11 protein-coding genes are annotated in these 14,068 nt (G+C 43.0%); 4 read left to right on the forward strand and 7 right to left on the reverse strand.

Going from position 1 to position 14,068, the window contains the following annotated elements:
* Nucleotides 1-84 precede the first annotated feature (84 nt).
* The 4 genes from COR50_RS14795 to COR50_RS14810 are packed head-to-tail and all read right to left on the reverse strand — an operon-like array spanning nt 85 to nt 6,930.
* Nucleotides 85-1,251, reverse strand: coding sequence for a TlpA disulfide reductase family protein (locus COR50_RS14795; protein ID WP_198405658.1), 1,167 nt, complete (start codon nt 1,249-1,251; stop codon nt 85-87).
* Nucleotides 1,252-1,264: 13 nt separating this feature from the next.
* Nucleotides 1,265-2,494: a TlpA family protein disulfide reductase gene (locus COR50_RS14800; RefSeq protein ID WP_098194704.1), complete on the reverse strand. Its 1,230-nt coding sequence runs from the start codon at nt 2,492-2,494 to the stop codon at nt 1,265-1,267.
* A gap of 20 nt (nt 2,495-2,514) precedes the next feature.
* Nucleotides 2,515-3,861 carry a RagB/SusD family nutrient uptake outer membrane protein gene (locus COR50_RS14805; RefSeq protein WP_198405659.1) on the reverse strand — a complete coding sequence of 449 codons (1,347 nt, stop codon included), beginning with the start codon at nt 3,859-3,861 and terminating at the stop codon, nt 2,515-2,517.
* Between the two features lie 12 nt (nt 3,862-3,873).
* Nucleotides 3,874-6,930: a SusC/RagA family TonB-linked outer membrane protein gene (locus COR50_RS14810; RefSeq protein ID WP_098194706.1), complete on the reverse strand. Its 3,057-nt coding sequence runs from the start codon at nt 6,928-6,930 to the stop codon at nt 3,874-3,876.
* Nucleotides 6,931-7,187: 257 nt separating this feature from the next.
* Between COR50_RS14810 and COR50_RS14815 the strand changes: the two genes are divergently transcribed.
* Genes COR50_RS14815 through COR50_RS14825 form a run of 3 tightly spaced genes read left to right on the forward strand, consistent with a single transcriptional unit; the run spans nt 7,188 to nt 9,849 of the window.
* Entirely contained in the window at nt 7,188-8,099 is a 912-nt protein-coding gene (locus COR50_RS14815; RefSeq protein ID WP_198405660.1) for a LytS family sensor histidine kinase, read from the forward strand.
* Nucleotides 8,092-9,153 carry a sensor histidine kinase gene (locus COR50_RS14820; protein ID WP_098194708.1) on the forward strand — a complete coding sequence of 354 codons (1,062 nt, stop codon included), beginning with the start codon at nt 8,092-8,094 and terminating at the stop codon, nt 9,151-9,153. Before COR50_RS14815 ends, COR50_RS14820 begins: the two co-directional genes overlap by 8 nt.
* A gap of 3 nt (nt 9,154-9,156) precedes the next feature.
* A complete protein-coding gene (locus tag COR50_RS14825) occupies nt 9,157-9,849 on the forward strand; it encodes a LytR/AlgR family response regulator transcription factor (protein WP_098194709.1) in 693 nt (230 codons plus the stop codon).
* Between the two features lie 10 nt (nt 9,850-9,859).
* On the opposite strand, the gene COR50_RS14830 is transcribed toward COR50_RS14825, so the two are convergent.
* The gene (locus COR50_RS14830) at nt 9,860-10,960 is read right to left on the reverse strand and encodes an NAD(P)-dependent alcohol dehydrogenase (RefSeq protein ID WP_098194710.1); all 1,101 of its coding nucleotides are present in this window, start codon (nt 10,958-10,960) and stop codon (nt 9,860-9,862) included.
* A 225-nt stretch (nt 10,961-11,185) separates the two neighbouring features.
* Between COR50_RS14830 and COR50_RS14835 the strand changes: the two genes are divergently transcribed.
* Nucleotides 11,186-12,565: an aminopeptidase P family protein gene (locus COR50_RS14835; RefSeq protein ID WP_098194711.1), complete on the forward strand. Its 1,380-nt coding sequence runs from the start codon at nt 11,186-11,188 to the stop codon at nt 12,563-12,565.
* 41 nt (nt 12,566-12,606) lie between these two features.
* Here COR50_RS14835 and COR50_RS14840 read toward each other — a convergent pair whose 3' ends face one another.
* Both COR50_RS14840 and COR50_RS14845 read right to left on the reverse strand, forming a co-directional pair.
* Complete coding sequence (locus COR50_RS14840) at nt 12,607-12,996, reverse strand: VOC family protein (protein WP_098194712.1); 390 nt, start codon at nt 12,994-12,996, stop codon at nt 12,607-12,609.
* A 56-nt stretch (nt 12,997-13,052) separates the two neighbouring features.
* The gene (locus COR50_RS14845; protein ID WP_098194713.1) at nt 13,053-14,060 is read right to left on the reverse strand and encodes a glycoside hydrolase family 43 protein; all 1,008 of its coding nucleotides are present in this window, start codon (nt 14,058-14,060) and stop codon (nt 13,053-13,055) included.
* Between the last annotated feature and the right edge of the window lie 8 nt (nt 14,061-14,068).

Below are 14,068 nucleotides of genomic sequence, written 5' to 3' on the forward strand. Positions count from 1 at the left end.
GCGAATGTAAAAAAGAACCCGGGCAATGAAAATTACCCGGGTTTTTTTAGTATCACATTTACTTGGTTCAATGCGTAAAGCCAACTACATTCCGAAGATTTTTTCTAACTCTTTGTCTAAACCATCGCCGCCGGTACCTACTTCCTTGTAAATGATAGTTCCGCTTCTATCAACCAGGATTTTAGTAGGGAAACCCGTTACCGCAAATTTAGCTACCAAGTTGTCCTTATCCTTATTGTAATTATTTAATACATGCAACCATGGCAATCCATCATCTTTAACAGCTTTGAGCCAGCTAGTTTTCGCTGCATCAAGTTCATCGCTTTTCTCATTGGCGATCCCTACAATTTCGAAGCCTTTTGATTTATACTTGGCATACAAATCTTTCAAATGCGGGTTGCCCGCGCGGCATGGTCCACACCAGCTACCCCAAAAGTCGATCAGCACGTATTTTCCTTTAAGTGAATTTAAGCTAAGCATATCACCGCCGGGCGTGGGTTTCGTAAAATTGGGAGCTTTAAAACCGATCGCCGTATTCTTAGTGCCTTCTATTTTTTCGTGGATCGTTTCGGCCATGGCTGTTGCTTTCATCTCATCTGAAAGATGATTATATGCACGCTCGTAATCTGCTAAACTATATTCTTCGTATTTTCCAGATAATATAAGTACGCTAACATAAGAGTTAGGATGTGATTTGATAAACTGCTTCTCATGGCGATCAATCTTATCACTATTATCCTTCATTTCTTTCATGATAGCCTTACGTTTCAAGCTATCCGATAGTGGCATTTTCGCTGATTTTTTCCTTAACTCCCAGTTCTCTTTGATTAAAGGAAGCGTTTTTTTCTTCAGCTTATTATATTCCTTGTTTAATTTCCCCCCGGTGACTCTGGCCATGAACAATTCATCTGCATTCCCTTTAATTGTAATGGGCGCATCCTCTACGAAGAACTGTAACCTTGGGCTAGGCATAAACATCCCTCCTTTAACCAGCTCGAACTTCGAAGAAGGATGATTGGAGATTAAGAATCCAAAAGTCGGCCCCTGGAAGCTACCCCGGAATTGAATATGATCGCCGTTTACAACAGCGGGGCTATCGACATGCTGCTTGTTACCTTCCAACAGGTAAGCTTTCACGCTATAGCCCGATTGGTTCTTAATATCCGAATTAATCCTGTATTCTTTTTTTTGTGCCCGGGTCATGTTGGCCAGTAAAAAAGTACTGGCCAAGATCAAACTGATTCTTTTCATGGTTGGTTTTTGATTAGAAGCTTGACATGGAAGCAGAGCGAACCGCTTTCGGAGCCTTCTCCTTGTTTTTAATAGCATTTTCTATTTTTTCATGCGCTTCATCAGTGAAGCCCGTATATTTATTTATGATATTTCCTTCCGGATCAACGAGGTAGAGTGTCGGGATACCGCTGAACTGGAATGTTTTCATGGTTTCATCCTTATTGCTGGAGAGCATTTGTTCCCAGGGCATATTTTCATCTTTCATCGCTTTTCTCCAAGCTTTTTCATCCGTGTCGATAGATATACTTACCACGGCAAATCCTTTTTCTTTGTACGTTTCATATAATTCTTTGACTTTAGGGATGGCTTGCCTGCAAGGACCGCACCAGCTAGCCCAGAAATCAACCAGTAAATACTTTCCTTTATACTTTTCCAAGTTGGCAAGTTGTCCGCCGGGCGTGGGGTAGGAGATGGAAGGCATCGGTTTTCCAGCCTTCAGCTTTTGTGCCTGCTCCATGTTAAAGATGATATTCTTCTTCAGGTCTTTAGCCTCTGTCAACCAGGGATATTTACCGATTAATACATCCAGCATCGACAATGCACGGTCATATTTCTCCCCGGCTTCTGTACCCGCCATACCGCGGATGGCATATATAGCCACGGGCCGATCTTGGTACGAGCGGATCAATATTTCTTGCCTGGTTTCGAAATCCTTCGATAAAGGATTGTAAACCGTTCTTGTTTCGAGGTAATGGTTAAATGCAGAGTCAGTGGACTTCTTAGCATAATATTGCATGTTATATTCGTCGATCATCCTGCGGTAATTCAATTCGGAATTCAACACGCTCATGTTGACGAAATTGTTATCATACGATCCCTCTACATAATTATAATGCGGTACTTTTACTTTGTACCTTGCCGTATCGTAGCCGCGCATGGAAACTTTCACATCTGCATCGCTCCAAAAAGTGGCATGATCCCAATGCAGGGCATCGATGGAATATACTCCCTGGTGGTCCTGTTTGAGTGTAAATGTGAAACTGTTATCCTCCTTGAGCAAACAACTGTCTACTGCTGTTGGTTTCCCAACCAGGGATTCTTTCATGAGCCAAATTTTTTGCTCCTTGGTCCTTGGATCTCTAAACTGCACTTTTCCTTTTACGGTGATCGATTTAACGATCTTGTTTTGTTGTGCCAGCATGGTAATTGGACTCGCTAATAAGGCAAGCGGCATCCAAGATTTTAATACGAATCGTTTCATTTTATTTTACTTAACTGATTTTACTTACTATAATCTTCGTTTTGCTCCAAATCAGGGTTTACTAGGAACTCGTGACTTGGAATGGGTAACAAGGCATGTGTGGCAGGCTGCCCGAGGGAACTGAGCCAATTATCTAGTTTCCCGAACCGGCGCATGTCTTGCCAACGGAGTCTTTCCCCTACAAATTCCCTTCTTCTTTCCTTCTCAATTTCATCTAGAAATTCTGCGGGGCTGCTGAAATCGAGCGCTTGTACCGTACTCGCATGGCGGGCTGTTCTTAAAGCATTATATTCCTGTACTTCCACGGCGCCTTTCCTGGCCTTGGCCTCGGCTATAATTAAATAAGCTTCACTCAACCTGCATACCGGGTATGAGGGGGTAGTTTCGGGGCTAAACTTCATGAGGAAATAAACGGTATCAACGATGCTAGCGCCTTTGGCTCTTAGGAAATAAGCTTTCCTAATATCATTGGATTCATACGATTTTACCAGGTTAGAATCAATCCAGTTATTGCCACTTCCGGGATAATCCGGGCCGACGGTTTTACCGGGACCGAAGATGTAGCTTAAACCGTATTGATCTGAAGTAGGCGTAGTTGTTTCATTGATCTTGTAAATAGATTCCTTACTATTGGCCATGGATTTAAAAATCGCGGGGAAGTCGGAACCTAGTTGTAACGGACTTTTCGAGGGATCCATCACATCTTTGGCGAGCAAGATCGCCTCATCATTTTTCCCTTGGTTAAGGTATAATCTTGCGAGTAAAAGTTGTGCCGCTTGTTTAGACCCGGTTCTGGCATCAGAATAATCCGGTAGTAAAGACGCTGCTTCTTTCAGATCATTCTCGATTTGATCCTGTACTTCTGCTAATGTATTTCTGTCACGGCGTACTTTCGGATCTTCATCACCGTATACTAATACTACACCGCCGAAATGTTCTGATAATAACATATAGCTGTATGCCCTTATTAAATAAGCTTCACCTACGGTGGCGCTGATTTTTTCACTGATCGAATTTTTTATACCGTACTTGATAATCATGTTGGCCGTAGCGATCGCTGTGTAAGGTTGGCGAAACATGAAGGTCAGCGTATTCTCCGTAGGCGATACATTGTTACTTTCCCAGGATGTGAGGGTAATCGACTCTACATCATCCGACATGATATCTTGATGGGAATAGTACAGGTAAAATGCGTTGTTGCTGGTCAGGGCGAGTTTAGCCCCGTTTAAAGCCAGGGGTAAATTATTATCATTTAATTGATCGAATGTAATTTGTGTGTCCGGCTTTATTTCATCGAGCTTTTGGCTACAGGAAGCCATCACTGCGAATGCGGGGACGAGTATGATATAGTTAAATAATTGCTTCATGTACATTTGAGTTTAGAATGATAGATCAAGACCTAGAACCGTGGAACGTGGATTCGGTAAATTGCTCGTGATAATTCCCGAGTTAGAGGCTGCTTCAGGATCGAAACCTATATAATCGCTGATGGTAAATAGATTTTGAGCAGCAACATAGAAACGCGCACTGTTCATTTTCAACTTGGCAACCAGCTTTTTCGGTACGGTATAACTAACACTCAGGTTGCGTAGTCTTACGTAAGAGGCATCATACACGAATTGAGTGGAAGGACGGTAGTTCCAATCGGTTGAATTTCCCGCGCCATGGGCGCCCGTGATAGCTCTCGGTACATCGGTTTTATCGCCGGGTTGGCGCCAACGCTTATTCACGATGTCGAACTTGTTGGGCATCACGCCGAAATAGTCGAGGTCATAATTTCTCAAGGTTTGTTCGTAGTAGTCATACACCTTGTTTCCTGAAACATAACTAAACAGCGCTTCCAATCCGAAACCCTTATAACCCAAGGAAATGGTTGTGCCGCCGATGAATTTGGGCATGGCGATCGGAACGGTAATCATATCATTGGTATTCCATAAACCGTCCTTGTTGCGATCATTATAAATCATATCACCTGTTTGCGGATCTACGCCGAGGGATTCATAAACCAATACCGATCCAACGGATTGACCGACCTTCGATTTCGACATCGGGCCGCCAAATGTGTACGTTCCGTAGTTCGTGAGGGAGTCTTTCATCGAGATGATGATGTTCCTGTTGATATTCATATTAGATGAAACCTTCCAGGTGAATGCGGCGCCCGCTTTGCTGGAAAATGCAACTTCGAGATCCAGGCCGCGGTTGCGGATATTACCGATATTATCAGGAATGGCGGAAGCCCCGTATATCCAGGAAACTTCGTTCCTACTCACTAAACCATCCGTTAGCTTGTTATAAAAATCAACGGTGAAGCTCAAGCGGTTATTCAGTAACGCGGCATCCAGGCCTACATCAACCTGTTTGGTTCTTTCCCAGCGTATCTCGGGGTTGCCGATGATGCCGTTCAACTTTAAAGCGGATGTTCCCATGTAGGAACCCACGATCAATAAATTTTGCGCATCCCAGTAACCGACTGGTCGAATGTTTCCGCTGATGCCATAGCTGGCGCGTAATTTTAGTTGGTTGAATAAACCGTTGTTATACAGGAAATTTTCTTTCGCGATATCCCAACCACCGGAAATAGAGGGGAACCAACTATAGCGCTTGTCTTCCAACAATTTTGATGAGCCATCGCGCCGGATAGAAGCATTCAGCATATATTTACCTTCCCAATCAAATCCTGTTCTCAAGAAATATGCATCGGAAATTTCCTTGTTATAAGTATTCAAACTGGGGATCATGCCGCTACTACCATAGCTTGAACCCGCAGCAGGTCCCGAGATGCCGTCGATCTTGGGAAAACCGTTTATCTCGTAACCGAAACTGCTAAATTCATTGCTATAATAAGTGTACCCCAAGGTTGCATTGATACCTAGCTTTGAAATACGCTTGTTATAAGTAAAATAGTTGTCGAAAGTATAGCTCAGGTTATCATAACCATTGGTTTCCTGTTCGCCACCGGAATAATAACCCAGGTAAGAAAACGGCGAGTAGAAATTCCTGGAAACCGTATTATACTTGGTCGTGTTGAAAGCCGAACGGAACTGCAAACCGTCGAAAAGTTTAATGTCGGCAGAAAGATTACCAAGATACATGATGTTCTTATTCTTGTTCTTGTTATCCATGAGCACCCCGAAAGGATGTTGCTGGTATCCTACATAGTAACCCAGGCTTCCATCCGGTTTATATACTGGATCTTTCGGCGTATCAGGGCGGGCATTGAATGCCGACACCAGGTTGTTCGACATATTCTTGGTTGCGCCCTGGGTGATATTGATATTACCGTTCAGCTTTAACCAGTCGTTCACGATCTGGGTAATATCAATTTTCCCTGTATATCTTTCAAAAGTGCCGGTACCAATAGGGGCATCTTCACTATACCTGCCTATTGACATATAATAATTATTCTTACTGCCACCGCCGCTCATACTAGCTTGAATATTATTGACCGGTGCATTTTTATTTTTTACGGCATTGATCCAATCGGTGCTCCTGTCTGCCAGCTGTAAAGCATCCAGTTGACCGTTCAACCGGTTTTTTTCGTTGTTTAATTGGCTGATTTGGCCCGGCGTCAGGTTGCCCGGGTTGTTTAACAGGTTGTCTATATCCGAAATCCTGTTATTGCGCGCGTCGTTGAAAGCAGATCTGTATTCTTCCGTACTTAGCATGCGCCTGTTAGTAGGTACATTATTGTACCCTGTATAAGCATTGACATTAAAGCTCGGCGCACTGTTCATCCTACCTTTTTTAGTAGTAATGATGATAACGCCGTTAGATCCCCTGGCGCCGTAAATTGCGGCGGAAGCTGCATCCTTCAATACCTCGATATTCTCTATATCCTGTGGATTGATGGAGTTGAGGCTGATGGTATTTCCTTCAACAACTAGTCCGTCGATTACCAGTAAAGGTCCGCCAGCCGTAGCATTCACAGATTGAGTACCCCGTATTTGGATGTTCGGTGTACTACCCGGTGTACCGCTGGAATTGGCTACAAATACACCTGCTACACGCCCTTGCAAGGCTTTGCCCACGTCGGAGACGATATTTTTCTCTGGGCTGAGTGCGCTGCTATTCACGGTAGAGATAGAATTTGTTAGCGTCCCCCTTCTTTGGGAACCGTAGCCCACTACCACGGTACTAGCCAATTCCAGCGAGCGCATTTTCATAAAAATGACATTCTTCCTGATAAAGCTCGCTTTGAGTATAACATTTTCGAAACCAATGGATGAGATCTGGATTTGGGCATTAGCGGGAACGGTTAATTCAAACTCGCCGTTTTCATTTGTTACTACACCTTTGTTCGTACCCACTACTTTGACTGTTGCCCCGGGTACCGGTTGTTGTGAAACAGAATCCTTCACCGTACCTTTTAGGACTTGCTGCGCGGTAGCTAATAGGCTGCCAGAGCAGAGTAGCATTAATAAGAGTAATTTTCTCATACGATTTGTTGGTTGATTTTTTGGTTGTCAGATGGCCATCTGTTGGAATAGGTTTCCAAAGTACTTAGCTTCATTGTTCTTTTATCCGATTTTGGACAAGTCCCCGTTTTTCGAGTACAATCAAGGAATGGATAGGTATGAAAAAAAAATCCATGTTTTGATAATGTTTAGCTTGGATATTGTAGTAATTTCAAGTTGAATTAGCCATGAATTATTACCGCGAAATCAACAGATACTTAATACATGGAGCCATCTGGATGGCCTTAATTTTCCTGTATTCATTCCCATCGTTAAATGCATCTTGGGGATCGGGTAACGGTATGCGTTGGGTATTAGTAAGGAATGTATTATATGGATTTATAAATTTTAATTTGTTTTATTGCTTGGTATTTGCCGTATTAGCATACCCGGTCAAACGCCGGAAATATGGCTTGGCTTTGTTACTGGCATTTTCGATGATTTTCATATTCGGCGTCCTAAAGTATCTCGCCGGGAAATACTTCTTCCCGGATATCATATTACAAAAAATGATCGCGTTAATCGGTATGCCCAAATCGTATTTTACTTTTTGGGAATATATGAGGCAAGCTATCAAAACAGGGTTAGGTGTAGGTTTATTGGCTTTCGGTTACCATTTATATTTGTATTACCGTAATAAACAGTCGGGCGAAGAAGATATTGCAGAAGAATTGCAGCTTGCAAACTTCCGGTTTAAGCGGATGCAAAAAGGTTCCAGGTTTTTATTGCATCATATCAATGAACTGTCGCCGGTATTGGAAGATGATCGGCGCCGGATAGAAGCGGGCAGTGAAGCGATCCTTTTATTGTCGGAATTATTGCGGTATAACCTGTACGAAAAAATAACCGCAGACATGACCGTGGATATTAACAAGGAACTGTATTATTTTCAACAATATTTATCATTAAAAAAAATATTGCACCCGGAACAAACATTACACCTGCAAGTGCTGGGAGAAACGGCAGGGTTAAAGTTAGAGCCGATGCATTTGCAGTATTCTGTAGAAGAACGGTTGCCGGCATTCCGGCAATACCAAGGTGATTTGGATGTGATTTTAAAATGTCACGGCAACAGGGTAGGGATAAATATTTTGCAAACGCAAGCGCCGGGTATATTATTAGAGATGAAATCGGGTTTATTGCATGATTAAGTCGAGGTGGAGGCAATTTTTTGAACTGTTGATCTTGTTCATGCTCGTGATTTACGGAATGAACTTATTAACGCTTACCGTTTTCACAAGGGAAACGATCCGGTTTGTAAATGTACGCGCCGGCATTTTCGGTCTTATTAACTTTCTAGAATTTTATATATTTTTCAGGTGGGCAGTTTCCAAGTATTTCCCTGCAAAAGATTGGTTGAGGTTTAGCCTGGTAGTAAGTGGTAATGTAATTGTATTCAACCTATTCCGCTATGCAATGTCATTCCTGTTGTTTCCGAAAATTCAGTTATACCAAGGTTACCGTTACGATTTGATCAGCAAGCAGAGAATCGAAGTGTACATTACGTTTAAACAATACTTCTTGATGGGGTTATGGACGGGCTTCGTGTTATTATTGGCTGCATTTGCATGGTATTATTTTAAACACTGGTTAGACGAAGATCACCGGAGGGCTTTATTGCAACAACAAAAAGCTAAGGCAGAATCTGGTTTTTTAAAGATGCAACTCAATTCCCATTTCCTAATCAACAGCTTGAACAGTATTTACTCTCTCTCGCTCGTGGGTTCGCCCGAAGTAGTTTCTGCCAATAGAACTTTAGCGCAATTGATATCATATATGGTCAACCAACCGGATGATATTACTTACCGCTGTTCCATAAAAGAAGAGCTTGCATACCTGGAAGATTATATCAGCCTGCAAACCTTGAGAACCGGTTGCCCGGAAGGGGTACAGGTAAATTTCCAGGAAAGCTTACCTGGCAAGTCAATAGCTCCCTTGTTGTTAGTACCATTTGTTGAGAATGCATTCAAGCACGGGGTTACAAACCAAGCACAATTCCCGGTTGTTATTGAACTGGAAGCTGATGAGGCGTGCATTCTTTTTAAAGTAAGGAATAAGAAATCAACTTCGCATAAAGATAAAGTGGGTGGTATCGGATTGGAAAATGTAAGGAAAAGGTTAGAGTTAATTTACCCGGGTAAACATGAGTTGGTAATTACGGAAACGGAAGTTGAATATTTTAGTAGTTTAATGATCAAATGGTAAGTTATGAGCTTGAAATGTATCGTGGTTGATGATGAACCTTTGGCGATCCAGGTACTGGTTTCTTTTATTAAGAAATGCCCGGATCTTCAATTGCTTAGAAGCTTTACAAACCCGGTAGATGCCTTGGCTTATATGAAGGAGAACGTGGTTGACCTGGTGTTTTTGGATATCCAGATGCAGGAATTAAACGGTATCGAGTTCATGCAGCTACTTCAAAATACTGCCAAGGTGATTATTGTTTCTGCTTATGATGATTACGCGGTGAAAGGTTTTGAGCAAGAAGCCGTCGATTATTTATTGAAACCGGTTTCATTTGATCGGTTCACGAAATCTGTCGCCAGGGTAGTTGCCAAAAACAAGCCCGTTATAAAAGAGGCTGAGAAAGATAAGTATATCTTTGTCAGGACTGATAAACGTATTGTTCGACTAGATATCCGCGATATTTTATTCGTGGAAGCGCTTCGCAATTACGTGGCCATCCAAACTGGTAAACAGAAAATACTCACCCTGCAAAATCTTAGGAGTTTTGAAGATCTGTTAAACGATAACTTTATCCGGGTGCATAAATCATTTATCGTGGCCCTGGATAAAATCGACAGCATCGAAAGGCAACGGATATTTATCGGTACCCATACCATTCCTATCGGGGAATCTTATATGAAACAGTTTATGGAAGCTTTGACTTTTCCCAAGTAGCTTGCCGCGCTTATCGTGGCATTTGAATTACGGGTTTGATAACAGAGCCGTTTTGCATATCTTCTATTGCTTGGTTGATTGCGGAAAGGGGGTAGTTTTTCATGATGGAATCATACGAAAACTCTTCTTTTTTAAATTGTGAAATCAATGCCGGTATAAATAGCTTAGGTTGATAATTAGCCATCAACACAAATTCTAAGCTTTTACCCATGCTGCAAAAAGTATTATCTATTTCTAATGCGGGTGCTTGGTTGATGGCGCTACAGATGCACTTTCCACCGGTTTTTAGGCTGGCCATTGCCTGGGTAATCGTTTCATTATTCCCGGTCGTTTCCAAGCAGTAATCCACCCCGCCATCCGTAATTTCATTGAAAATAACTTCCCATGGACTCGACATGCTATTATTTATACTATGGCTGGCGCCCCAGGCTTCCGCGATTTTTAATCGGCTGTCCAGGTGATCCACAGCTATAATCGGTTCGCAACCCAGCAAGCTGGCCGTGAATATAGCGGACAAAGCCTGGGCATTGGTTCCGAAGACGGCGATTCCTTGCCCTGCCATGGGTTTGAAATGATGTGTCACGATGCCCGCACCGTTACTGAAACTATAACCTAATACCCCCGCGTGATCCAATGGGAACGAGGGCGGGATCTTCACAAGATTACGCGGGTAAGCGATCGCGTGATCTGCAAATGATGATTGGCTACAAAACGATGCCGCTACGTGCTTTTTACCATCTTTCATTGTAAAACTGCCATCTTCGCGATGCCCCAGGAAATTTAACTGCATGAACCTCCGGCAATAAGCGGGTTGGCCGGCAAGGCAATTATTGCAAGTACCGCAAGAATTGAATGTCATGATAACAGGATCACCAGGCTGGAACCCTTTTATATTGTATCCTACCGATTCAATGATCCCTGCACTTTCATGGCCCAGCACAATCGGGCTTGGCAGTGGTAAAGCTTGGCTGATTGCCGCCAGGTCAATATCGCTTATACCCGTAGCTACTACGCGGACCAGTATCTCGTTATCACCCGGGCTATCTAGTTCGAGTTCTTTTATTTCAAGCTTCATTCTCGGTTCAGGTAATACTGCGGCAGTAACTTTCATGGCCTAAATATTTGCTATTCCGTTAGTAAACTTCATATTGGGAAAACAGGCATCTATAGAGAATGTTCAATCTTTATGCCATCAAATACGGCGAATAGTTAAATGGCATTACTTTTTAATATGGTAGGCGTTATCCATTTGAATAATCAGTATGTATATCGGAACCATGGTTTTTAGTGGATGGAATCGTAATTTTAAAGATCGTTAATCTTATAAATTTTGAAGATGTTTAGCCAAAACACTTATGTTGAAAGAAGAAAACAGCTTGGAAAATCGCTGGGAAAAGGACTGATCCTATTACTGGGTAATAGTGACAGTAGCATGAATTTTAAAGATAACCTGTATCATTTCCGTCAAGATAGCACCTTTTTATATTATGTAGGTATTGATCAGCCCAACTTGGCTTGCGTGATAGATGTTGAGAAAGGAACAACGACATTATTCGGCAACAAGGCCTCCATGGATGCTATCATATGGACCGGGGCCATTACCTCCCTGGACAGCTTGGCCGAAAAGTCCGGTATAACGAGCGTATTACCTTTGTCCTCATTGGAAAGCATTGTTAAGGCTAATGCTTCGCAGGCTGTACATTACTTGCCGCCATATAGACCGGAGCAAAAAATTCAATTAGCTGCTTTACTGGGAATATCTATAGAAGAAACGCCGGTTAAGGCATCGGTAGGTTTAATAAAAGCAGTAGTTCAACAACGCTCTATTAAATCTGCGGAAGAATTGCTGCAAATCGAGGAAGCTGTCAATACTTCCGGGCAAATGCACTTGGAAGCCATCCGCTTAGGCCAACCTGGCATTACGGAAACCTATATCGCCGGAATCATCCAGGGAATCGCGGTTAGTGGTGGCGGTGATTTATCATTCCCGTCAATTGTTACTCAAAATGGTCAATATCTTCACAATCATGCGAGTATGAACGCGTTGGAAGATGGTAAATTGTTATTAGTGGACGCCGGCGCCGAAAACCATATGCATTACGCGGGCGACATCACCCGCACTTCTCCGGTAGGTAAGAAGTTCAGCGCTTTGCAACGGGAGATGTATCAAATTGTACTCGATGCTCAACTGGCAGCGATAGCAGCATTAAAACCGGGTATTACTTATAAGGAAGTACATACCATAGCTGCAACACACCTGGTATCCGGGTTGATCGCGCAGGGAGTCATGAAAGGAGATGCCGCTGAAGCCGTTGCGAACGATGCCCATACCTTGTTCTTCCAATGTGGCCTTGGGCATATGATGGGATTAGATGTGCATGATATGGAAAATCTCGGTGAACAATACGTTGGTTATACGGACGAAATGAAAAAAGGCACGGCCTTCGGCTGGAAGTCACTCCGCTTAGGTAAAGCTTTAGAGCCCGGCTTCGTTATAACCGTTGAACCGGGTTTGTACTTTATTCCTGAATTGATGGACGCTTGGAAATCCGAAGGAAAATTGGAACAATTCATTAATTACGATGCTGCATTCAAGTTGAAAGACTTTGGCGGCATTCGTATCGAGGATGATTTCTTGATTACTGAATCCGGGTCGCGCTTGCTAGGTAAGCCTATTCCAAAGAAAATCGAAGAAATTGAAGATTTGAAACAATAAAAAATTAAGCCCGGTTGCGTAAGATGCAACCGGGCTTTTTATTAAGATGTAATTTCGATATGATTTCCTTCGGGGTCTAATACAACACTTTCGTAATAACCATCTCCCGTAAGTCTCGGCTCCCCCTCGATTGTAAAACTATCTGATCGTAACCTTTCGGTGAGTGCATCGACCTCGTTTTTGCCGCCAACAGCCATGCTGAAATTCGTAATGCCCTTAGTAAAGCCACGCGGTGTAAGCGGTGAATGAACCGTAGGTCTGGACATTAACTCTAACCTTGTTTCACTCCCCGGGAAAGATAGGAAATAGGATTGAAATTCCTTTTTTTCGTTGGTGTATTTTTCGTTAGCTATTGCCTTAAAATACCGGGTGTAAAATTCTTTCATCCCTTCCAGGTCATCCACCCAGATTGCCAAGTGATCAATTTTCATGCTTATAAGATGTTATGGTTGCTATGCAATTAACAACATCTTTTCTAAAGAATAAGTTAATTCGATGATAATGGCAATGGCTTCACGCCGCTAAACGTAATCTTAACCGGCAAGATATTCCCCTTGGCATCGAAATGCATCTCATCAATACAGGTAGCCCTGTGGTTGGCGTGAGTTTCCCCTAAAGGACGGCGGTGGTAAATAATAAACCATTTGTCACTTTTTTCTTCATGCAGTATTGAATGGTGACCGGCGCCCGTCGCGATTTTAGGATCTTGTTGTAAAATTTTCCCGATCCTTTTGAAGGGCCCCATTGGGGAGTCCGCGATAGCGTAAGCGACAGAATAATCCGGGCCGCCCCAGCCACCTTCCGACCACATGAAATAGTATTTACCGCCACGTATGAACATGAAGGGGCCTTCCACGTATTTTTCAGGGGTGATTTCCTTGAAGTAGCTCCCATCTTCAAAAGGTTCGAAACCGGTAAAGTCATTATTTAGCTTGGCAACATTGCAATGTCCCCAACCCCCGTAGTAAATATAATATTGCCCATCCTTATCATGGAACACGAACTGGTCGATCGGTTGCGCACCGTTGTATAACTTGTCGATTAGCGGTTTGCCGAGGTAGTCCTTGTATGGACCGGCAGGTTGATCTGCCACGGCAACCCCGATGCCCCCGTAATCACGGCTGGGGTCTTGTATGTCGTTCGCACCGAAAAAGAAGAAATATTTTCCGTCTTTTTCAATAACAGCCGGCGCCCACATGGCCCTATTGGCCCATTTGATGGCGCTGGAGTCTAAAATTCGGGGATGCTTATTCCAATGCACGAGGTCTTTAGACGAGAAAGCATCGAAAAACACTTGTTTTTCGTAAATATCAGAGTAGGTAGGAAATATCCAGTAAGCAGTATCGAACTTAGCTACCTCGGGATCAGCGTACCAGCCTGGAAATAAGGGATTGCCCGATGTTTTTTGTTGCGCTGAGCTATCTTGGATAGTGCAAGACAGCAGCATGGTGCCGGCAAGACCTAATATTATTTTTTTCTTTATTATTTGGATCATGGGTACAA

Source organism: Chitinophaga caeni (assembly GCF_002557795.1).
GTDB lineage: Bacteria > Bacteroidota > Bacteroidia > Chitinophagales > Chitinophagaceae > Chitinophaga > Chitinophaga caeni.